The following is a 22,118-nucleotide window of genomic DNA, read 5'->3' as shown; positions in this document are numbered from 1 at the left end:
GGGGCCTCGGCGTCGCGCCGAGGCCCCTTCTCGGTTGTCGTTCCCGTCTCGTGGCCCGGCGCCCTGGCGCGCCGGCGGGTTCGGGACCTGTCGGACCTGGCTGGCATGCTCGCCCGTATGAGTGGTCGTCGGTCAGACCAGCCTGAGCGGGACGGGCACCGGCCGGATGTGGCCGGGTCGGACGAGGCGGCGCCGGGCCGGCGCCGATCGGGCGAGAACCCGTCCGGCGAGGACCGGTCGGGCAAAGCAGGGCCGGGCCGGCGCCAGTCGGCCGCGGCCGCGGCCGCGGCGAGCGCGCCGGCAAGCGTGTCCGCGGGGCTGGGTACCCGGGTGCGGGTGCATGTCGACGGCCGGCCGGGGGAGTATGCGGTCGCGGTGCTCGACACGGTCGCGCGGATACCGCCCGGCAAGGTGATGACCTACGGCGACGTGGCCGAGTACGTCGGTGGCGGCACCGGCCGGCACGTCGGCGCGGTGCTCGCCCGGTTCGGCTACCAGGAGGACGTGCCCTGGCACCGCGTCATCCGGTCGACGGGAGAGCCGAACCCGACCGCCCCAGCGGAGGCGATCGCGCTGCTGCTCGCGGACGGCACGCCGCTGCGCCCCGGCGGCGAACGCGTCGACCTTCCTACGGCCCGCTGGGACGGCGTGCCCACTGCGGACTGAACAGCGAACCGGTCCTGCCTTGTGGTCGTGACAGCAGGTAGGACTCGACGCCGCGAGGCGTGCGGTGGGTGGGTGAGCCCGTGCGGGCACTGGGCCGCCCGGCCGGCCCGTGGGTCAGCGGGCGGTGTAACCGCCGTCGGCCAGGTAGACGCTGCCGGTCACGATCGAGGAGCGGTCGGAAAGCAGGAACAGGACGACTTCGGCGACCTCGTCGACGGTGGCGAACCGTGCCATCGGGGCGAGCAGGGCCGCGCCGCGCATCTTGCGGCCTTCGCCCTGGCTGAGCATGGCCGTGTCGACGAAGCTCGGCGCGACCGCGTTGATCCGGACATTGCGGGTCGCGTACTCCAGCGCTGCCGTCCTGGTCAGCCCGATGACGCCGTGCTTGGCCGCGACGTAGGCGGCGGTGTCCGCGAAACCGACCGTGCCGAGCACTGACGCCATGTTCACGATCGATCCGCCGCCCGCAGCGAGCATCGCGGGGAGCTCGGCCCGCATGCAGTAGAAGACGCCGTTGAGGTTCGTCTCGACGACGCGGCGCCAGTCGTCGACGGGAATCTTCTCGATCGGGCTTCGGGGCAGCGAGATCCCGGCGTTGTTCACGGCCAGGTCCAGCTTCCCGAAGGTCCGGGTCGCCGCGGCGACGGCGTCCGCGACGGCGTCCGGGTCGGTGACGTCCAGGCCGAGTGCCAGGGCCGGCGTGCCCGAGCCCGCGATCTCGTCGGCGACGATCTTGGCGGCGGCCTCGTCGACGTCGGTGACGACGACGCGCGCGCCGGCCGCGGCCAGCCTGCGGGCGCAGGCCGCGCCGATACCGCCGCCCGCTCCGGTCACCAGCACGACCTTGTCCGCGCACTCTTCCATGCACAGCAGACTCCCACAGTCACCGGTTGCGATGGCCGGCCGGCCGTGCCACCCGCGCGCTGGCCGGGTTCGGCGGCTGAGGCGGTCGGGAAACTGTCGGTGGCACGTGGTCTCCTTGATTCGTGACCAGCTCGCCCAGCGCCGTCCGGCCGGCCCGGCCCGTCGTCCTGACGCGGCCGCCCGCCGCCGCGCGGCCGCCGCGCTACCGGCTCGACCGGTCCGCGCCGACGCGCTGGCCGGCGCGGCCGGCGGGGCTCGACGATGCGCAGCGAGCGGTCGTGGAGCATCCAGGCGGGCCGCTGCTGGTGCTCGCGGGACCGGGCACGGGCAAGACCACGACCCTGGTGGAGGCGGTCGCCCACCGGGTCGAGGCCGGGCTCGATCTCGGGTCGATCCTCGTGCTCACGTTCAGCCGGCGGGCCGCGCGCGAGCTCTCCGAGCGGATCACGGCCAGGGTCGGCGTCGCGCTGGGTGGCCAGGTGGCCTGGACGTTCCACTCCTGGTGTTACGCGCAGCTGCGCGCCCATCCGCTGCCGGGCGACCCGGCGCCGCGGCTGCTGACCGGGCCGGAACGGTTCACCCGGCTGCGCGAGCTGATCGACGGCTCGCGTGAGCTCGGCCGGCCGGGCTGGCCGGCGCCGCTGGAGGTCTGCCTGCGGACCCGCGGGTTCGCCGAGGAGGTCGAGGCACTGCTCGCCCGGGTCCGCGAGGTCGGCCTCGACCCAGCCGGCCTCGAGGAGCTCGCCGCCCGCGCGCACCGGCCCGACTGGGCCGCGCTCGCGCGGTTCTACACGGACTACCTGGACAACCTCGGCTACGACGGCGCGCTGGACTACCCGGAGCTCGGTCACCGGGCGGCGCGGCTGGTCGAGGACCCCGAGCGCGGCCAGCCGGTTCGGGACCGCTACCGGGCGGTCTTCGTCGACGAGTACCAGGACACCGACCCGGCGCAGGAGCGGCTGCTCGCGGCGCTGACGGCCGGCGGTGGCGACCTGGTCGCCTTCGGCGACCCGGACCAGTCGATCTACGCCTTCCGCGGCGCGCGGGTGCGGGGCCTGCTCGACTTCCCCGACCGGTTCCGCCGGGCCGACCGGTCGCCGGCTGACGTGCTGGCGCTTGGGGTGTCGAGGCGGATGTCCCCGCCGGTGCTGGCCGCGAGCCGCGAGGTCGCCAGCCGGCTGCCGGTGTCCGGGCTGCCGGTCTGGGCGTTGCGGGCGCATCGCCGCCTCGCCCCGGCGGAGCCGGACCGGGCCGGCCAGGTCGAGGCGCTGTCCTTCCCGTCGGAGGGTGCCGAGACGGAGGCGATCGCCGACCTGCTGCGCCGCGAGCACCTCATCCGGGCAGTGCCCTGGCATGAGATGGCCGTGCTGACCCGCTCGGCCGAGGCGCTGCCCGCGGTCGCGCGCGCGCTCACCGCGGCCGGCGTGCCGGTGGACCTCGCCGGCGACGAGCCGCCGCTGGCCGAGCGGCCGGCCGCGGCGCTGTTGCTCACCGCGCTGCGCTGCGCCGACGACCCGGGCTCGCTGACCCCCGCGGACGCCCGCGCACTGCTGCTTTCCCCGCTCGGCGGCGCCGATCCCGCCGGTCTGCGTGCCCTCGGCCGGGCATTGCGCGACCACGTCCGCAGCACGACCGTCGAACCCGCCGCCGCTGGCGGCGCAGATTCCGCCGGCGCCGCCGGGTCGCCCGAGGGGTGGCCGGCCGGGCTGGTGTCCTCGGCCGAGCTGATCCGGGACCTCGTCGCCGATCCAGGGTCGCTTCCCGGCCCGGTACCGGCCGAGCTGGCCCGGCCAGCCGTCCAGGTGGGGAGTCTGCTGGCCATGGTCGGGCGCCGGCTGCGGGCCGGTGCGGCCCCGCAGGACGCGCTCTGGGCGCTGTGGGAGGGCACCGCATGGCCGGCGCGGCTTCGCCGGGTGTCGGCCGGCGGCTACGGGGCGGCCCGGCGCGCGGCGGAGGGCGACCTCGACGCCGTCGTCGCGCTGTTCGACGCGGCGGCCCGGCTCGGCGAGCGCCGCGGGCCCGGCGGCGGCGCACCCGGCCTGATCGCGGACCTGACCGGCCAGGACTTCGCCGCCGATGACCAAGCCGGCGCCGAGGTCCGCCCGGACGCTGTGCGGCTGCTCACCGCGCATCGCGCCAAGGGCCTCGAGTGGGAGGTCGTGGTGATCCGCGGCGTCCAGGACGGCGCCTGGCCGGACCTGCGCGCGCAGCACTCCCTGCTCGGCACCGAGCAGCTCGACGCGCCGCGGCGCGGGGGCCTGCGCCCGCCGGAGACCCCGCGTGACCGGTGGGCCGAGGAACGCCGGCTGTTCTACGTCGCGGTCACCCGGGCTCGCCGCCGCCTGGTCGTGACCGCGGTGGACGCCGTCGGCGAGGACGGCGCGCGGCGCAGTGAGTTCCTGGCCGAGCTCGGCGTGCGGATTGCCCCCGGCGCGTCCTGGACGCCCAGGCCGCTGACGCTGCCCAGCCTGGTGGCCACCCTGCGCCGGCTCGCCACCGACCCGGCGGCGACCCCGGCGCTGCGCCAGGCCGCCCGCCGCCGGCTCGCGGGCCTCGCGGCCGTCACCGACCACGCGGACCGGCCGCTGGTCGTCGGCGCGCACCCTGACCGGTGGTGGGGCGCCCGCGAGGAGACCGCCTCCGACGTGCCGGTGTCCGCGCCGACCGAGCCGATCCCGCTGTCCGGGTCCTCGCTGTCGAGCCTGCGGGACTGCTCGCTGCGCTGGTTCCTGGAGCACGAGGCGCACGCAGGCCAGCCGGCCACAACGGCGCAGAGCTTCGGCCGGGTCGTGCACGCGCTCGCGGACGAGGTCACCGCCGGGCGCACCCCCGCCGACCTGGCGGCCCTCGACGCCCGGCTCGACCTGGTCTGGCGCCAGCTCGCCTTCGAGGCGCAGTGGCGCTCGGACCAGGAGCGGACCGCCGCCCGGCAGGCGCTCGCCCGGTTCCTCGGCTGGCACGCGGCCGAGCGTGGCCGCGCCGTCCTGGGCTCCGAGGCGCGGTTCGGCATCGACCTGACCGTCGACGGCCGCCCGGTGCGGCTGCGGGGCTCGATGGACCGGATCGAGCTTGATGACGGCGGCCGAGTGCACGTCGTCGACTTCAAGACAGGCCGGACGGCCGTCAGCCCACGGGAGGTCGCCGAGCACGTCCAGCTCGGGACCTACCAGCTCGCCGTGCGGGAGGGTGCCGTCCACGACCGGGTCACCCGGCGTGACGGGGAACCCGTCCTGCCCGGTGGGGCCGAGCTCGTCTACCTGCGCCGAGAGGACGGCGAGGACAGGACCGGCCCCGGCGCGCCCGGCGATCCGACTGGCCGGCCCCAGATTCAGCGCCAGGACGCACTGCCAGCGGGCCGGTCCTGGATCGATGAGCTGGTAGGCGACGCCGTACGCACGATCGCCACCGAGGCGTTCGCCCCGACCCCGGGCCCGGGCTGTGACTACTGCTCCTTCCGGCGCGCGTGCCCGGCGCTCGTCGAGGGCAGGCAGGTGGTCACATGAGCGAGCAGCCAACCGCAGGGCAGGCGCCGTCGCCCCCCGCGCGGCCGGGATTGCCGGGCGGCGCACGCCCGCTCGCGCTCCTTGGCTGGTCCACGCCTTCTCGCCGGGCCGACCTGCCCGTCCAGCTGACCCTGACCGGCGAGGCGGAGCCGGTCGGACCAGGGCCGTCCGCCGACCACGATGACCCGCCGCCGCCGGAGGTCGGCCCCCGGCGGTGGCTCACCAGGGAAGGGCTGCGCGAGCTGCTCGGCGTGCCGTACACCGAGGAGCAGCTCGCGGCGATCTGCGCGCCGGCCGAACCAGGGGTCATCGTCGCCGGCGCGGGCTCAGGAAAGACGTCGGTGATGGCTGCCCGGGTGGTCTGGCTGGTCGGGCACGAGCGGGTTCCGGCGGAGTCCATTCTCGGCCTGACCTTCACCCGCAAGGCCGCCGCCGAGCTGAACGACCGGATCGGCGCGGCGCTGGCGAGGCTGCGCCGCTCTGGCACCGACCCGGCCGGCGTGGCGACGGCCCCGGGCGTGGCGACGGCCCCGGGTGTGGCGACGGCCCCGGGTGTGGCGACGGCCCCGGGTGTGGCGACGGCCCCGGGTGTGGCGACGGCCCCGGACGGCGGGCCGGTCACGGCAGCGGGTGGGCTCGCGGACGCGGACGCCGTGGGCGAGCCGGCCGTGTCGACCTACAACTCGTTCGCCAGCAGGCTCGTCGCCGACCACGCGCTGCGCCTGGGCCTGGAGCCCGACTGCGCTCTGTTGCCGGCAGCGGCCCGGTACCAGCTCGCCGCGCACGTCGCCCGCGGCTACCCCGGCCGCATCGAGGCGTTCACGGGCTCGCTCGCGGCGCTCGTCTCGGCCGTGGTCGCGCTCGACGGCCAGTGCGGCGAGCACCTCGTCGACCCGGCCGAGCTGATCGCGTTCGACCGGCGCTGGCTGGCCGACGTGCTGGCCGCGCTGAACGAGGCCGCGGGCCGGCCGAAGACGGCCACCCTGTCGGCCGACCTGCGCCGGCTGGCCCGGGCGGCGCGGCGGCGGATCGAGCTGGCCTGCCTGGTCGTCGAGTACCGCGAGGCACGCCGCCGCCGCGAGCTGCTTGACTACGGCGACCAGATCCGGCTCGCGGCCGAGCTGGCCGAGCGAGTGCCCGAGGTCGGGGACCTGCTGCGCCGCCAGTTCCAGGTCGTGCTGCTGGACGAGTACCAGGACACCTCGGTGGCCCAGCGCAGGCTGCTCGCCGGCCTGTTCGGCGGCGGCCACCCCGTCACCGCCGTCGGCGACCCGGCCCAGGCGATCTACGGCTGGCGGGGCGCCTCGGTCGGCAACCTCAGGCTGTTCCCCGAGCATTTCCGCCGCCTCGACGGCGGCCCCTCGCAGGTCTACCAGCTCACCGTCAACCAGCGCAGCGGTGGACGGCTGCTCACCCTCGCCAACGCCGTGGCCGCGGGACTGCCCGTCGACGCCCGCAGCGGCACGCTGCGCCCACGCCCGGCCGTGGCCCTCGCCGGCGAGACGGTCGTGGCCCTGCACACCAGCTGGGCGCAGGAGACCGCCTGGGTCGCCGGCCAGCTCGCGCAGCGGCTGCGCGCCGCGTCGCCGGGGGACCCGTGGGAGCCGGGGCCGAGCTGCGCGGTGCTGGCCAGGTCCTGGGCCGACGTACCCGCCCTGGTGGACGCGCTGACGGCCGTGGGACTCCCGGTGGAGGTGCTCGGGCTCGGCGGCCTGCTGACCAAGCCCGAGATCGCCGACATCCGGGCCATGCTGGAGGTGCTGGACGACCCGACCGCGAACCCGGCGATGACGCGGCTGCTCAGCGGGCCACGGCTGCGCCTGGGCCCGCGTGACCTCGCGGCGCTGGGCCGGCGCGCGGCCGAGCTGGCCCGTGCGGGGCTGCCCGGCCAGCCCCGGTCGGTGCCCGCCCCGGTCGATCCCCTCGCCGAGGCGGTCGCCGACGTCGACCCGAGCGACGTCGTGTCGCTCGCCGACGCCCTGGCCGACCCGGGCGAGGAGGTCTCGGCCGAGGCCACCCGCCGGCTGCGCGCCTTCGCCGGGGAGCTCGCCGAACTGCGCGGGCACGTCGGCGCCGGGCTGGTCGAGCTGGTCCACCGGGTGGTCGAGACGACCGGCCTGGACGTCGAGCTGGAGCTGGCGGCCCCTCGTGGCGGCCGGGGCCGGGAGAACCTGGCCGCGTTCCTGCGGGTCGCGGCCGAGTTCGAACGGTCCGCGGCCGGATTCGACGACGCGAGCGGCCGGGCGTCGCTGACCTCGTTCCTTGGTTTCCTGGGCGCCGGCGAGCGGTACGAGCGGGGCCTGGACGCCGACGTCCCCAGCACCGGCCGGGCCGTGCAGGTGCTCACCATGCACGGCTCGAAGGGCCTGGAATGGGACGTCGTCGCCGTCCCGAACATCAGCCGGACCGCCTTCCCGGACGCACAGCCCGGCGACCGGTGGATCACCACCCCGGAGGTCCTCCCGACGCCGCTGCGCGGGGACGCCGCAGAGCTGCCGGTGTTCGAGGTCGCCGCCGGCCGGGCCGCCTTCGACCGGTTCGCCCGCGAGTGCCGGGAGCAGGCCGAGCAGGAGGAACGCCGGCTCGCGTACGTCGCGTTCACCCGGGCCCGCTGGACGCTGGTCGCCAGCGGTCACTGGTGGGGCCCGACGCAGAAGCTGCCCCGCGGTCCGTCGCCCTTCCTGCTTGAGCTCGCCGAGCACGCGAGCGGCGAAGGCAACGGGCGGGTCGACCACTGGGCCGACACTCCGCTGGCGAAGACGAACCCGTCGCTGGAGACACCACCGACCTTCACCTGGCCCGCACCTCTGAACCCGGTCGAGCACGCGGCCCGCCGGGAGGCGGCGGACGCCGTCCACGCGTTGCTGGTGCGCGCCCCGGCCGCGGCCCGCGTCGCCGCCGCGAGAGCCGTCGGCGGTGCGCGCGCCCCTGTCCCCGCCGATCCCGCTGCCGGCGGCCCGGCTGTTTCCGCCCCCGGCGCCGACGAGGATCCCTCGGTCCGGGACGACCGCGCCGGGATGACGGCGCAGGAGCGCGCGCTGCTCGCCGAGCTGGACCAGGAGACCCGGCTGTTGCTGGACGAGCAGCTGACCGCTCGCGCCCCCGCCCGGCTGGTGGCGCTGCCCACCGGCCTGACCGCCACCCAGGTGATGAAGCTGCGCGCCGACCCGGAGGGGCTCGCACGGGAGCTGGTCCGCCCGATGCCGCGCCGGCCCGTCCCGGCCGCGAACCGGGGTATCCGCTTCCACGCCTGGGTCGAGGAGGTCTTCGAACACCGCCCGCTGCTCGATCACGAGGACCTGCCCGGTGCCGAGGACGAATTCCTCGACGACGCCGAGCTGCGGGCCCTCAAGGACGCCTTCCTGGCTGGTCCGTACGGTGCCCGCCGGCCGTATGCCGTCGAGGCGCCGTTCGAGCTGCCCCTCGGCGGCCGGGTCGTGCGCGGCCGGATCGACGCCGTCTACGACCTCGGTGCCGGCCGCTACGAGGTGGTCGACTGGAAGACCGGCAGCACCCCGGCCGATCCGGTTCAGCTCGCCCTCTACCGCCTCGCCTGGTCACGCCTGCGCCGGATCCCCGCACACCAGGTGGACGCCGCGTTCTACTACGTCCTGACGAGCCGCGTGGTCCGTCCCGACCTGCTGACCGAGGACCAGCTCATCGAGGTGCTCGGCGCGGCCGGGCTGGGTCCGGTCCACTAGGCGAGGTCGACCACGAGGGCACGGTGGTCGGAGATCGGCGTGTGGCGGACCTCGACGGCCACGACCCGCGGGACCGGGCCGCGCCCGAGGACGTGGTCGAACTGAACCCGGGGCGCGTGCGCCGGGTAGGTGGGAGCGGCCGCCAGCCGTCGCCAGCCGGTCAGGGCCGTGGGCAGCGGACCGGGCAGGTTCAGGTCGCCGAGAACGACCGCCGGGGCGCCGGGGGAGCCCAGGGCGCGGACGAGGCGGCGCACCTGGCGGGCGTTCCAGCCGGGAACGAAGGACAGGTGCGTGGCCGCGACGGTCAGCGGGCCGTCGGGGGTCGCCAGCTCGGCGATGATCGCGGCCCTGGGCTCGTCGTCGAGCAGGATCAGCCGTGGCCGCCCCTCCGGGCCGGGAACCGCGACCGGCGCGCGCACCGGCGCCCGCCCGAGCTCCATCACCCGCCAGCCACGCACCGGCAGACGGCTGACCAGCGCTATCCCGTAGGCCGGCTCGCCGTCCAGCCGTGGCCCGGTCGCGGGCCGCCAGGACTCTCCGGGGGTGCCGTACACCGTCGCGGCGAACCGGCGTCCCGCCGGCCCGGCCCCGATTGCCTCGGCGGCGAGCGCGCACAGGTCGGCGCCGCCGGAACGCGGCTGGCCGAGGTCAACCTCCTGCAGGGCCAGGACGTCGCAGTCCAGCGAGGCGACGGCCGAGCGGAACCGGACCGGGTCGACCGTCTCGTCGTTCATCGACCGGCCGTGCATCAGGTTGAACGTCCCGAGCCGCATGAGCCGCGACCGTACCCGACCGCTCTGGGCGGGCCCGGTCGGGTGGCTACTGTGGCTGTGTGGATGCCGCTGTTCCGACGGGACAGTTTCCGGTCGGTCTGGGAACCCTGCTGAGCTCGGAACTGGCCTCGGTGGGTGAGGACATCATCGACGCGATCGCCGCCGAGGTGCCGGCCTATGCCCGTCCGCTGGAGGGTCGGTTCGGGCTGGGGGTGCGGGCCGGGGTCGCCGAGGCGCTGCGCCGGTTCCTGTCGATCGTCGACGGCGGGCCGGGCGATTCGGCGGACGTGGCGGCCAGCCGGGAGATCTACGTCCGGCTCGGGCACGGTGAGTTCCACGCCGGCCGCTCGCTGGACAACCTGCTAGCCGCCTACCGGATCGGCACCCGAGTGGCCTGGCGGCGGTTCGCCGAGGCGGCCCGGCTGCGCGGCGAGCTGGACGCCGTCGGCCTGGTGTCCCTGGGCGAGACGCTGTTCGGCTACATCGACAGCGTCTGCGCCGCGTCGGCCGAGGGCTACGCGCTGGCCCAGTCCGCGGATGCCGGTGCCCGGGAGCGGCTGTGGGACCGGATCGGTGATCTGCTGTTGTCCGGCGCCGACCCGGCGACCGTCGAGGACATCGCCCAGGCCGGCTCGCTGCGCCTGCCGGAGACCGTCGCCGCGGTCCTGGTCCCGGCGCGGGCCGGGGCCGGCGGCCGCCGGCAGCCCGGCCTGCCGACGGGCTGCCCGAGCACGACCCACGGCGCGGACCTGTGGCTGTTCGTGGCTGGCGGCGAGGTCCGCGGGCCGCGGCTGGCCGGCCAGCTCGCCGGCCGGTCGGCGGTCGTCGGTCCGACGGTGGTGTGGCCGCGCGCCGCGGCGAGCGCCGAACGGGTCCGCTGCGCCCACGCCGCACGCGCCGAGGGGCTGCTTCCGGCCGATCCCGCCGACGGGCCGCTGTTCACCGACGACCATCTGGCCGCGCTGTTGTTGAGCCGCGCCCCGGACCTGCTCGCCGATCTGGCCCGTAGCCGGCTCGCGCCACTCGACCGCCTGCCGGAGCGCAGCCGGCGCCGCCTGGCCGTCACCCTGCTGCACTGGCTCACGCTGCACGGCCAGCGTGGGCTGATCGCCGAGCGGCTGCACATCCACCCGCAGACCGTCCGGTACCGCGTCCTGCAGCTGCGCGAGCTTTTCGGTGACGCGCTCGATGACCCGGACGCCCGCTTCGAGCTGGAGCTGGTCCTGCGCGCCGGCGCGGCGGGGTTCACCCCCGAGGAGAACCAGTGAACCCGGGCCGCGCGGGTTCCTGGCACCCCAACCGCGAAGGTCAGGCGGACTCGCCCGCGAGCTGGCGGACAGCCGCGCGGAAGTAGTCGACGTCGACGGTCAGGCCGACCGCGACCGGAGCGCCGATGCCCCCGGCGTTGCCGTCGGGCCCGCTTCCCGTGGCGGGCGCCGGCTGCGGCGCCGTGCCGACGTGGCGCCAGGCCAGCTGGCGCAGGTCGACGACGGTCTGGCCCCAGGCCGCGCTGCCACCGGTGTCGACCTCGACGGGCAGCAGCTCCACGCCGAGGACGTCCGGCCGCACGGCCGCCATCGCGGCCAGCAGGTCGTGGCACGGCGTCTCGCCCTCGGCACACAGGGTGCCGGCGTTGCGGCGGTAGAACGACAGCGGTCCGTGCAGGAAGGCGGCGGCCGCGGTCTGCCGGCGGGCGAGCGCGCCGAACTCGACCTCGCGCAGCGTCGCCTGGTGCGTGACGTTGAGACCGACCATCACGGGCGGCGCCGCCCATTCGGCCGCCAGCGAGACGGCCGCGGCCAGCGGGTCGTTCGCGACGTTGGCCTCGGCGCTCGGGCGGGCGTTGCCCTCCGCGTGGGTGCTGCCGCCCATCAGCGTCAGCCGGCTCGACCGGGCCGCCGCGGTGTCGGCCCGGACGGCCGTGGCCAGGTTCGTCATGGGTCCCAGCGTCAGCAGCGACGCGCCCCGGCGCATCTCCTGGACCAGCACCTCGACGGCCGGGGTGTCCTGGTCGGCCCCGCGGCGCGGGTCCGGGAGGCCGACGTCGCCCAGCCCGTCCTCGCCGTGGATGAAGGTCGGCCGCGGGACGTGCGGCGCCGGGCCGGTCGGGTTGGCGCCGAGGTGGACCGGCACGTCCGGCCGCCCGGCGGCCTCGAGGATGATCCGCAGGTTGCGTGCGGCCTGCCGCACCTCGACGTTCCCGCCGACGGCCGTGACGGCGGCGATCTCGACGTCCGGCCGCCCGCACAACCACACGATCGCCGCCGCGTCGTCGATCCCGCCGTCGCTGTCGATGACCAGCCGCATCCGGCTCACCCTCCCACCGCCCGTCCGGGCTCCGCCTGCCGCGCCCGGCATCGCCCGGCCGTCCCCTCCATCCTCGTCAGGGTGCCTGGGGGCTTGTCGGGGTGTCGCCCGTGGCGTCGCCGCGCGGATGGCCACGCGCCGGCCGCGGTACGACGAGCCCGGCCGGTGCGACGAGCCCGGCCCGTGGACGGCCCGGGCCACACCGCAGGCGGCCAACCGGTGCCGGCGGACCCCCTCGGGGCAGTAGCGTGGCCAGATGTGTCCTCACGTACCGGCACCGGCCCGACGGCGTCAGCCACGATGACCTCCCTGCCCTCGCCCGCCTACCCCCTGGAGAAGTCCCGGCTCGACAACGGGCTGCGGGTCGTGCTCGCCCCGGACTCGACGGCGCCCGTGGTGGCCGTCGCGGTTCATTACGACGTCGGTTTCCGGTCGGAGCCCGAGGGCCGGACCGGGTTCGCTCACCTGTTCGAGCACATGATGTTCCAGGGCAGCGAACATGTCGGGAAGGCCGAGCATCCGAAGTATGTGCAGGCAGCCGGCGGCATTTTTAACGGTTCGACGCACCCGGACCACACGGACTACTACGAGCTGCTTCCGGCCGGCGCTCTCGAGTTGGCGCTGTTCCTCGAAGCAGACCGGATGCGAGCCCCGAAGATCACTCGGGAGAACCTGGACAACCAGATCGCGGTCGTTCAGGAAGAAATCCGGGTAAACGTGATGAATCGCCCATATGGCGGCTTCCCGTGGATCACTCTGCCGCCGGTCGCGTTCGATACCTTCCCAAACGCGCACAACGGTTACGGCGACTTCAGCGAGCTTGAGGCGTCCAGTCTCGACGATGCCGAGGACTTCTTCGACAAGTTCTACGCGCCCGGCAACGCCGTCCTCACGATCGCCGGCGATTTCGCCGTCGCGGAGGCGGCGAAGCTCGTCGAGCGGTACTTCGGCGACATCGCGGCCCGCGCGGTCCCCGAGCGGCGCAGCTTCGCCGAGCCGGTCCGGGCGCGGGAGCGGCGCAGCCAGCTCGTCGACAAGCTGGCGCCCCGACCAGCCCTCGCGATCGGCTACCGGACGCCCGACCCGGACACCGACCTGACGGCCTTCCTCGCCCACTTTCTGCTGACCGACGTGCTGACCAGCGGCGACGCGAGCCGGCTGGAGCGCCGCCTGGTGCAGCACGACAGGTCCGTCATCGGGATCAGCAGCTACGTGGGCACGTTCGGTGACCCGTTCGACCAGCGGGACCCGCTGCTGCTGACGATCGAGGCCCGTCACCCGGCGGAGTCGTCGGTGGACACGATCATGGGCGCAATTGACGAGGAGCTCGACCGGGTCGCCACCGACGGGCTCGACGACGGCGAGCTGGAGCGGGTCCGCGCCCGGGTGGCCTCCGGCCTGCTGCGGGAGGCCGACGACGCGCTCGGCCGGGCCCTGGCCTTCGGCGCGTTCGAGCTGCACCGCGGCCGTCCGGAGACGCTCAACGAGCTGCCCGCCCTGCTGTCGGAGGTGACCGCGGAGGCGGTCTCGGCAGCGGCCGCCGCCCTGCGCACGCAGGGCCGTTCGGTGCTGGAACTGCAGGCGGGGGCGACGGCGTGACCGGCCACCAGCGTGGCCCGGTCGCGGGCCGGCCGACGGCGGGAGCCATGACGACAGGGCGGGGAAGCCGATGACGACGACGACCGGGCGCGCGAGCATCATCCCGGCCGTCCGCCCGACACTGCCGGCCGAGCTGCCTGCGGTGGCGGAACGGATACTGCCCAACGGGCTGCGGGTGCTGGTGGTCGCGCGCGACAGCGTGCCGCTGGTCGAGCTGCGGCTGCGTATCCCGTTCGCCGGCCTGGGCGCCGACCACGCCGCCCGCGCCGAGCTGCTCACCGAGACGATCTTCACTGGGACCGCGCGGCGGGACCGGGTCGAGATCGCGACCGCGGTGCAGGCGCTCGGTGGCGCCCTGTCGACCGGTGTCGACGCCGACCGGCTGGCGATCGTCGGCTCGGCGCTGGCGACGAACCTGAACCCGCTGCTGGGCATCCTCGCCGAGGTGCTGACGGAACCGACCTACCCGGACGACGAGTTCGTCGGCGAGCGCGACCGGGTGGTCGAGGACGCCACGATGGCGCTCAGCCAACCGGCGGTGATCGCCCGGGAGGCGCTGCTCGGGCGGATGTTCCCCGGGCACCCCTACGGCAGCGCGCTCGTCGAGCCGGCGATCCTCGCCGAGGTCGGCGTCGGCGCGGTCCGCGACCTGCACGACGCCCGGATCTCGCCGCGTGGCGCGATCCTCACGCTCGTCGGCGACGTCGAGACGCAGGCCGCGCTGGACGCCGTCAGTGCCGCGCTCGGCGGCTGGACCGGCGGTGAACCCGAGAAGATGCCGACCGTGCCGACCCTGGCCACCGGCCCCATAGTCATCGTCAACCGGCCCGGCGCGGTGCAGACCAACATCCGCCTGGGTGGCGTCGCCCTCGACCGCTCCGAGCCCGGCTACCCGGCGCAACGGCTGGCGAACACCATCTTCGGCGGCTACTTCAGCTCCCGGCTGGTGGACAACATCCGCGAGGACAAGGGCTACACCTACTCGCCACGCAGCTCCGTCGACCACTACCTCGCCGGCTCCCGGTTCACCGTCGCCGCCGACGTGGCGACCGACGCGACCGGCCCGGCGATGGTGGAGATCCTCTACGAGCTCGGCCGGATGGCGGTGCTCGCGCCGTCGGCCGACGAGCTCGAAGCGGCGCGGCAGTACTCGGTCGGGACGATGGCGCTCGGCAGCGCGACGGCCGCGGGGCTCGCGTCGACGCTCTCCGGGCTCGCGGGAGCGGGAATCGGGGTCGAGTACCTGCGTGACCACCCGGCCGCGCTGACGAAGGTGACCGCCGAGGAGGTGCTCGCCGTCGCCGGCGGCCTGCTCGCGCCGACGAAGCTGGTCGCCGTGCTTGTCGGCGACGCCGAGAAGATCACCAGCGCGGTCGCGGCCCTCGGCGCGGTCACCACGGCCGGCTGACCGGGCGCCCGGTCTGGACGTGCTGGCTTCCCCGTGGGCGACCGCGGGGAAGCCCCTGCTCAGTGCCGGCTTGGGGCTGGTCGCGGCGGCGTCGGCCGCGGCGTCGGGCCACCTGGGCCGGGACCGCCGGCGGCGCCGGGGCCCGGCCGCCCGCCGAGCTCGCCCGGCAGGGTGACCCGCGGGTCGCTGACTGATTCGACGACCTGGCGGGCCAGGTCGTGGACCCGCCGTCCCATGCCGCGTGCCGTGCGCCGCAGCCGCTCGAACGCGTCCCGCGGCTTGATGTGGTGACGTTCGGCCAGCACGCCGATCGCTTGCTCCACGATGACCCGGGAGGCGAGTGCGTGCTCCAGCTGCACCACGGACAGCCGCAGCTTCTCGATCTCACCGAGCTCGCGGTCGGCGCGACGCGGGCGGCCGGGCGGGTTCAGGTCCTCCGCCAGCAGGTCGGCGAGCACCATGGCCGAGATCAGGTCTCCGACCGGCCGGACATCCGTCCCCGGTCCCTCCACGACCCAGCCCGCACTGGTGCGCCGCAGCCGTAGCTCGGCGCCGGGCTCGGGCATCGCGGCGGGCGGCGCGCTCGGGGGCTGCGCTGGCCGGGCGACTGCCGCGCGGGCTGGGGGACTCGGCCGGGGCCCCGGCCTGGGCGGCGGGCCCGGCCGAGGTGCCCGCCCCGCCCCGAACGGCATCGGCGATCCCGCGGCCCCCGGCGGAGGTGGCGAGCCGGCGGCGCCGGGTGGGGGTGGCGAAGCGGCGGCCCCCGGCGGGGTCGGGATGGGGGTTTCGCGCCCAGGACCGGGCGGCGGCGCGGGGGTGGTGCTCGTGGGTGGCATCGGCATCGATCCCGTCGACGCGGGCGGCGTCGGTGCCGCCTGCGGTGTCGTAGCCGGGAGGGCCAGCCCGGGTTGCGCCGGCGCCGGGCCGGGGCCCTGGCCGGCGGAAGCTTCCGGCCCCACTGGTTCCGGCCCTGCCGCTTCCGGACCGGCATTGGCCGGCTGGCGGACGGCGCCGGCCGGCCAGGCCGCGCCCAGCCCGTCGGCGATGCCGCGCAGCAGTGGCAGCGCGGTCGGCGCGATGTCGACGCCACCCCGGTCCAGCCCCACCAGCAGCCCGGCCAGCTCGCCCGCGTCGGTCAGCACCGGGACGACGACATGGCTGCGCACCCCGAGGCGCTCGTGCTCGTCCGTGTCCACCAGGCTCGCTTCGGCGGCGCCGGTGCCGATGGCCGGGGCACCGTCGAGGACGCGGGCGACCAGGCTCGCCGCGCGCGGGACCTGCGTGCCGGGTTCAAGGCCGGGCAGCGTCCCAGCGACCTGCAGATAGGTGGCCGTCGTCGTGGAAATCTCCACGAACGCGGTCGCCTCCATGTGGTGGAGGGCCTGCGCGGCCCGCGCTGCAGCGTCCACTGTGCTGCGCGCCTGTCCTGAGGGTGGTGACGACACAGGCCGAACTCTCCCACAAACTTCACGGGCAGTGACGGACACCGTCCCATGAGCCGGCCGTGTATGCGTCCGGAGGGCGTCGAGCGCCGATTTCTCGTTGCTCTGCGTATCCGTTATGCGGCAGAAGTGACTTTCTCGGTGACCTGGCGGAGGGACGGATTCGTCATCACGGTCCCATCCGGGAAGACGACCGTGGGTACGGTCGCGTTGCCGTTGTTCGCTTCGCGGACAAGTTGCTCAGCCGTCGGGTCGGACTCGATGTCGACGACCTGATGGCCGATGCCTGCGTCGTCCAGCTGCCGCTTTAGCCGCTTGCAGTAGCCGCACCAGCTGGTGCTGTACATCGTGAGCACTGTCGTCCTCTCGCCGTCCGCGAAGGCACACCGTACGCCGCGCACATTGGCTGCCTCGCCCGCCAATACGCGCGGGGCCGCGGCCCGGTGCCCGGCCGCCCGGGAACGGACGGCCCGTGAGGACAAACCCGCTCCCGGGCCCGGAGCTTCCCGCCAGTGGGGGTGACTACCGTGTGAACGCATGTCCGGTGAGCTGTCCGCCTCGTCCCGCCCCAGCACCCAGGCACCGGCGCCGCGGCCGGCCGGCGGCGACGCGGTGGCCGAGTCCGACGGCTGGGGCCTGGACCCGGAGCAGCGCGCGGCGGTGTTCGCGCCGCTGGGGCCGGTGTGCATTCTCGCCGGCGCCGGGACCGGCAAGACCAGGACCATCACCCGCCGGATCGCGCACCTCACCGGCCAGGGCGTGCCCGGCGGCCAGATTCTGGCCGTCACCTTCACCACCCGGGCCGCCGGCGAGCTGCGTGCCCGGCTGCGCGGCATGGACGTCGAGGGCGTGCAGGCGCGGACCTTCCACGCGGCCGCGTTGCGCCAGTTGTCCTACTTCTGGCCGAAGGTCGCCGGCACCGCGCTTCCGTCGCTGGTCGACAGCCGGATCCCCCTGATCGCGAAGGCGGCCGGCGGGCGCCGGCCGGACCGCTCCGAACTGCGTGACCTCGCCACCGAGGTCGAGTGGGCGAAGGCGACCATGGTGACCCCCGAGGACTACCCGGTCGCCGCCGGGAAGTCGGGTCGGGACACCGTCTGGCCGCCGGACGCGGTCGCGGCGCTGTACGCCGGCTACGAGAAGGCGAAACGGGCCGCCGGCGTGCTCGACTTCGACGACCTCCTGCTGCTGACGGCTGCCGTCATCGAGGAGCACTCCTGGGTCGCCACCGAGCTGCGCACCCAGTACCGCCACTTCGTCGTCGACGAGTACCAGGACGTCAACCCGTTGCAGCAGCGGGTGCTGGACGCCTGGCTCGGCGACCGGGACAGCCTGTGCGTCGTAGGCGACCCGAACCAGACCATCTACTCGTTCAGCGGCGCCTCGCCGCGTTACCTGGTCGAGTTCCCGCGCCGCTACCCGGAGGCGACGGTCGTCTCGCTGGTCCGGGACTACCGCTCGACGCCGCAGGTCGTCGCCCTGGCCAATGCCCTCCTCGACGGCACCGGGCCGGCGGGGACGGTGGCCGGCGGGCCTGGCGGCTTGGCGGCCCCCGGCGGCTCGGCGCAGGTGCCCGCGCGCAGGCCGGCGCTGGTCGCGATGCGCCCCCCGGGGCCCGAGCCGGCGCTGCTGGAGTGTGCGGACGAGGCGGCCGAGGCGAAAGCGGTGGTCGCCCGCATCGGGGCGCTGCTCGCCCTCGGCGTGCCGGCGAGCGAGATAGCCGTGCTGTACCGGATCAACGCCGCGTCCGAGGCCTACGAAGAGGCCATCGGCGCGGCCGGCCTGCCGTACCTGGTGAAGGGCGGCGAAAGGTTCTTTGACCGGCCGGAGGTCCGGGACGCCATCCGCCTTCTGCGGGCCGCGGTGCGCTCGGCCGAGGCCGACCGCCCCGCCGGGCTCGCCGAGGTCGTCGCCGACGTGCTGCGCGCGGGCGGCTGGCGGGCGACGGCGCCGACGGCCGGCGCCGAGCGGGAGCGCTGGGAGAACCTGGCCGCGCTGCACCGGCTCGCCGTCGGCCTCGCCGCCACCGAGCCTGAGGCCGGCCTGGGGCGGTTCGTCGCCGAGCTGGCCGACCGGGCCACCCACCAGCACGTCCCCACCGTCGAGGGGGTCACGCTGGCGTCGCTGCACGCGGCGAAGGGCCTCGAGTGGGACGCGGTGTTCCTGGTCGGCCTGGCCGACGGGATGGTGCCGCTCGTACACGCCCAGAGCGACGAGGAGATCGAGGAGGAGCGCCGCCTGCTCTACGTCGGGGTCACCCGGGCCCGGGTGCACCTGACGCTGTCGTGGGCGCTGGCCCGGACCGTGGGTGGCCGGCCCCGGCGGCGGTCCCGGTTCCTCGACGGGCTGCGCCCCGCGCGGGCCCGCCCCACGCCGGCCCGGGCCGCGCGGGACGAGCGGGCCGGCGACGTCCGGGCCCGCGTCCGGGCCGCGGTGCGCTGCCGGGTGTGCGGGCAGGCGCTCAGCGGGGCCGCGGCGCGCGCCGGCCGCTGCGAGACCTGCCCGAGCCGGGTCGACCGGGCCCTGCTGAACCGGCTGCGGGCCTGGCGGGCGGCGAAGGCCGAGGAGCTGCGCCAGCCAGCGTTCGTCATCCTGACCGACGCGACGCTGGAGGCGATCGCCGAGAGCCGCCCCGCTAGCCCCGCCGACCTCGTCGCCCTCCCCGGCATCGGCCAGGTGAAGCTCGACCGTTACGGCGCGGAGGTGCTGGCGCTGGTGACCGGGGTCTAGACATCTTGGTGACGCTCCGCAGGTTCTCGCTCGCGGATGGTTGATCAGTGCCCTCCCAGGTCGGGCGCTGATCGCGAGTCGTGTCGGGGGCGCGACTCGAAAAATAAGTTGTCGCGATGCGGGCGTCCCCCTACCGTTACCCGTGAACACCGCAGCGGGTGAACGCTGAGCGCTGGGGCCCGACCGGTCCGCGGCGCGCGTCCCGGCTCCGGGTGCAGGACGAGTCGACCGATGTCGGCCGCGGAAGCGGTCCGGCCACGCGAAAGGAGATGCCCCGTGCTGAACATGCCTATGGCGATCTCTGGCGTCGGCTGTGACCACGACGGCAAAGCCCTCGCGCGGATGCGGCCGGCCGATGCTCCGGCGGCTCAGATGAGCGGGCGTCTCGGCTCGGACCGGGTGCCCACGTCGCTGGCGATGACCGGCGCTCTCCGCTCGGGGCTCGCGCTCTGGCGTGACGCGTCTGGCCTCAGTGACGCCGTCGAGGCTGGCTGGCTGGCTCTCGGTGCCGCTGGGACCGCGGCCGACCACCCGCAGGTCGCGACGGCGGAGCTGCCGGCGGCAGGCGCATGGACGGGCGAGAGCTGGCGCGGCGTCGCACAGGCGCGGAAGTCCGCGGCCATGCCGGTCCTCGAGCAGGCAGCGCGCCTTTTCCGGGCCGCCGCTCCGATCACGCAGGACACGTCTGCCGCCCGCGAAGCGGCCACGTTCGCCCACCTCGACCAGGCCAAGGCGTCCAACCGACGCCAGCACGTACGCAGTAGGGGTCCGTCTCCGACGGAATCGCCGGCCTAGCGCCGGCAGCAGGCCCGAACCCGAGGCCGCGGACCCCACTGGGGACCGCGGCCTTTGTGTTTTGCCCTTCTGACCGCACCGAAGAGATTCCCGTGTCGGAGGTGACACCGGTGTTCGACCCCTCGATCATGGCCCGGATCGAGCTGGAGCGTCTCTCGCTACCCTGCTGGGACGCTGACCCCGACCTGTTCTTCGCTGAGTCCCCGACGGACGTCGAGACCGCGAAGGCCATCTGCATCGACTGCCCAGTCCGGCTGGCCTGCCTGTCGACCGCGCTCGACCGGAACGAGCCGTGGGGCGTGTGGGGCGGTGAGCTCGTGGTCACCGGAGTAGTGGTCCCGCGCAAGCGTCCCCGTGGGCGCCCCCGCAAGGTGGTCGCGGCCTGATTGCAGGCCGCGGCTCCCTGACCCAGCCAGCCGGAACCACTCCTACCAATCCAGTTCCGTCGACGAGGCTCTCCACCAGCTGGCCGTCGGCCACCCCAGTCCGGGGCGGCCGGCGGCCAGCGCCGTCTCGTCTGGATCCACCCGCTCACCTCGGGGGCGAAAGGGGCAACCGGGTGAGCCCGGGCAGGGTGGTTCGGCGCTTTCGCGGCCCGATGACCACGGCGAGGACGTGCCACAAACGGACGGTTCGCGCGGCACCAGTTGTTCGGTGTTTCGCCCTTTGCGGGCGATAGTCAGGTCGCCTGTTGGTGCAGTGGGTAACAGTAGTGTTTCGCTCGTGCCAAGCAGCGAGCGGACCTATGCCGTCCGAACCGGTTCCGTGCAGCCCGGAGCCGTGCCCAGCCCGTCCGAGGCCCTCGGCCCGGCCAGCTCACCCCGCGCGGGCCAGGCGGCGGCCGTCGCCGTGCTGACCGCCCCCGACCTGGCGCACATCGTCGACCTGGTCGCCTGGGTGGCGGACGGCTGGCTGCACGTCGCGAACGCGGCGGGTTCCGCCCGGCTGCCGGTGACGGCTCCCCAGGACGCCTGGCAGGTACTGGCCGGCCGCAACCCGGTCGGGCGGCAGGACCCGCTGCACGGCGTCCCGCGCGCCACGGCGCTCGCCGACCCGTCACCGCCGAACGAGCGCAACTCCTACCCGCTCGCCGGGCCGCGCCTGCTGTCGGTGTTCGCCGACCCGACCCGCTCGCCCGACCTGGTCGTCGTCCACACCGCCGGCCACTACTGGCCCGACCGGGGTGGCCACCTCGGCGAGCACGGCTCGCTGGACGCCGGCCAGTCCCGCGCCCCGCTGCTGTTCTCCGGCGCCGGCGTGCGCGCCCGCGGCCTGCTCGCGAGGCATGCCCGAGTCGTCGACCTCGCCCCGACCCTGGCCGCGCTCGCCGGCGCCCCGATGCCGGACGTCGAGGGCACGCCTCTCGCCGAGCTGCTGGAAGCGGAGCTGTCCGCCGCGCCGCCGCGGCACGTGGTCGGTCTGCTCTGGGACGGCACCAACTGCAGCGACCTGCTGGAGCTGGTGAGCGAGGGCGAGCTGCCCAACGTCGCCCGGCTGCTCGGGCGAGGCTGCGCGCTGACTGGCGGCGCGATCGCCGAGTTCCCCAGCGTCACGCTGACCAACCACACCTCGGCGTTGACCGGGGTCGGGCCGGGCCGGCACGGGATCCTGAACAACGTCTACTTCGACCGGGCCTCTGGTGAGCAGGTCGTCACCAACGAGGTGCGCGTCTGGCACAAGGCCTGCGACCAGCTGCGGCCGGGCGTGCGGACCGTGTTCGAGGCGATCGGGGCCGCGCGGCCCGGGGCGATGACCGCCTGCGTGAACGAGCCGATCGACCGCGGCGCGACCTACTCGACCTTCGAGCTGGTCCGCGCGATGGAGAGCCTCGACGGCCCCGGGGGCATCGCCGACCACCTGCCGGCCGACGACGGGGATCCGCACACCAGCCACGAGTGGACCGCCGCGGACTCGGACTACGCCTGGTCGAGCCGGGTCGACGCGCTGGGGCTTCGGCAGATGCTCGACCTCTGGGCGACCGGCGAGCCGCCGGCCTTCACCTGGTGGAACACCACCGCGACCGACACCGGCCACCACGGGGGCGGCCCCTACTCGCCGCAGTCGCGCGCGTCGATGCTGGACGCGGACCGGCGCCTCGGCGCCTTCCTCGACCTGGTCGAGGCTCGTGGGCTGACGGAGCAGACCGCGGTGGTGCTCACCGCCGACCACGGCAGCGAGGCGGCCAGGACGAGCTGCCTCGGTGACTGGGACGAGGCCCTGCGCGCCGCCGGCATCGACTTCCGGGACGAGGGCTACGGATTTCTCTACCTGGGGGAGGCGGCCGGCCCACTCCCGCCCGAGCCGCGCCGGTCGGCCGAGGGGTGAGCGCC

General features: G+C 75.3%; 15 protein-coding genes. 10 read left to right on the top strand and 5 right to left on the bottom strand.

Annotated elements, in window-relative coordinates:
• Positions 1-117: 117 nt before the first annotated feature.
• Positions 118-666 carry an MGMT family protein gene (locus tag FRADC12_RS08885; RefSeq protein WP_232303683.1) on the top strand — a complete coding sequence of 183 codons (549 nt, stop codon included), beginning with the start codon at positions 118-120 and terminating at the stop codon, positions 664-666.
• Positions 667-780: 114 nt separating this feature from the next.
• Here FRADC12_RS08885 and FRADC12_RS08880 read toward each other — a convergent pair whose 3' ends face one another.
• Complete coding sequence (locus tag FRADC12_RS08880; RefSeq protein ID WP_045876310.1) at positions 781-1,530, bottom strand: SDR family NAD(P)-dependent oxidoreductase; 750 nt, start codon at positions 1,528-1,530, stop codon at positions 781-783.
• 122 nt (positions 1,531-1,652) lie between these two features.
• Between FRADC12_RS08880 and FRADC12_RS08875 the strand changes: the two genes are divergently transcribed.
• Both FRADC12_RS08875 and FRADC12_RS08870 read left to right on the top strand, forming a co-directional pair.
• Positions 1,653-5,033: an ATP-dependent helicase gene (locus tag FRADC12_RS08875; RefSeq protein ID WP_045876309.1), complete on the top strand. Its 3,381-nt coding sequence runs from the start codon at positions 1,653-1,655 to the stop codon at positions 5,031-5,033.
• Positions 5,030-8,734, top strand: coding sequence for an ATP-dependent helicase (locus FRADC12_RS08870; RefSeq protein ID WP_052710769.1), 3,705 nt, complete (start codon positions 5,030-5,032; stop codon positions 8,732-8,734). The genes FRADC12_RS08875 and FRADC12_RS08870 overlap by 4 nt, the downstream gene beginning before the upstream one ends.
• On the opposite strand, the gene FRADC12_RS08865 is transcribed toward FRADC12_RS08870, so the two are convergent.
• Complete coding sequence (locus FRADC12_RS08865) at positions 8,731-9,507, bottom strand: endonuclease/exonuclease/phosphatase family protein (RefSeq protein WP_045876308.1); 777 nt, start codon at positions 9,505-9,507, stop codon at positions 8,731-8,733. The genes FRADC12_RS08870 and FRADC12_RS08865 overlap by 4 nt on opposite strands.
• A gap of 131 nt (positions 9,508-9,638) precedes the next feature.
• On the opposite strand from FRADC12_RS08865, the gene FRADC12_RS08860 reads away from it, so the two are divergent.
• On the top strand, positions 9,639-10,775 hold the full coding sequence (locus tag FRADC12_RS08860) for a PucR family transcriptional regulator (protein WP_502685239.1): 1,137 nt from the start codon (positions 9,639-9,641) through the stop codon (positions 10,773-10,775).
• A gap of 40 nt (positions 10,776-10,815) precedes the next feature.
• On the opposite strand, the gene FRADC12_RS08855 is transcribed toward FRADC12_RS08860, so the two are convergent.
• A complete protein-coding gene (locus FRADC12_RS08855; RefSeq protein WP_045876306.1) occupies positions 10,816-11,814 on the bottom strand; it encodes a nucleoside hydrolase in 999 nt (332 codons plus the stop codon).
• Positions 11,815-12,114: 300 nt separating this feature from the next.
• On the opposite strand from FRADC12_RS08855, the gene FRADC12_RS08850 reads away from it, so the two are divergent.
• Both FRADC12_RS08850 and FRADC12_RS08845 read left to right on the top strand, forming a co-directional pair.
• The gene (locus tag FRADC12_RS08850; protein WP_045876305.1) at positions 12,115-13,413 is read left to right on the top strand and encodes a M16 family metallopeptidase; all 1,299 of its coding nucleotides are present in this window, start codon (positions 12,115-12,117) and stop codon (positions 13,411-13,413) included.
• Between the two features lie 70 nt (positions 13,414-13,483).
• A complete protein-coding gene (locus FRADC12_RS08845) occupies positions 13,484-14,821 on the top strand; it encodes a M16 family metallopeptidase (RefSeq protein WP_045876304.1) in 1,338 nt (445 codons plus the stop codon).
• A 59-nt stretch (positions 14,822-14,880) separates the two neighbouring features.
• Here the strand turns inward: FRADC12_RS08845 and FRADC12_RS08840 are convergent, their stop codons facing one another.
• Together FRADC12_RS08840 and FRADC12_RS08835 are read right to left on the bottom strand one after the other, a co-directional pair.
• Entirely contained in the window at positions 14,881-16,230 is a 1,350-nt protein-coding gene (locus tag FRADC12_RS08840) for an ANTAR domain-containing protein (protein ID WP_502685238.1), read from the bottom strand.
• A 149-nt stretch (positions 16,231-16,379) separates the two neighbouring features.
• A complete protein-coding gene (locus tag FRADC12_RS08835; protein WP_045876302.1) occupies positions 16,380-16,619 on the bottom strand; it encodes a mycoredoxin in 240 nt (79 codons plus the stop codon).
• A 181-nt stretch (positions 16,620-16,800) separates the two neighbouring features.
• Here FRADC12_RS08835 and FRADC12_RS08830 point away from each other — a divergent pair, with 181 nt between their 5' ends.
• The 4 genes from FRADC12_RS08830 (at position 16,801) to FRADC12_RS08815 (ending at position 22,113) form a co-directional block, all read left to right on the top strand.
• On the top strand, positions 16,801-18,993 hold the full coding sequence (locus FRADC12_RS08830; RefSeq protein ID WP_045876301.1) for an ATP-dependent DNA helicase UvrD2: 2,193 nt from the start codon (positions 16,801-16,803) through the stop codon (positions 18,991-18,993).
• 276 nt (positions 18,994-19,269) lie between these two features.
• Complete coding sequence (locus FRADC12_RS08825) at positions 19,270-19,788, top strand: hypothetical protein (RefSeq protein ID WP_157488747.1); 519 nt, start codon at positions 19,270-19,272, stop codon at positions 19,786-19,788.
• A 110-nt stretch (positions 19,789-19,898) separates the two neighbouring features.
• The gene (locus tag FRADC12_RS08820; RefSeq protein ID WP_283215138.1) at positions 19,899-20,174 is read left to right on the top strand and encodes a WhiB family transcriptional regulator; all 276 of its coding nucleotides are present in this window, start codon (positions 19,899-19,901) and stop codon (positions 20,172-20,174) included.
• A 337-nt stretch (positions 20,175-20,511) separates the two neighbouring features.
• Positions 20,512-22,113 carry an alkaline phosphatase family protein gene (locus FRADC12_RS08815; protein WP_045876298.1) on the top strand — a complete coding sequence of 534 codons (1,602 nt, stop codon included), beginning with the start codon at positions 20,512-20,514 and terminating at the stop codon, positions 22,111-22,113.
• Positions 22,114-22,118: the final 5 nt, after the last annotated feature.

Source organism: Pseudofrankia sp. DC12 (assembly GCF_000966285.1).
Lineage (GTDB): Bacteria > Actinomycetota > Actinomycetes > Frankiales > Frankiaceae > Pseudofrankia.
This window is presented reverse-complemented; position numbering and strand designations above follow the sequence as displayed.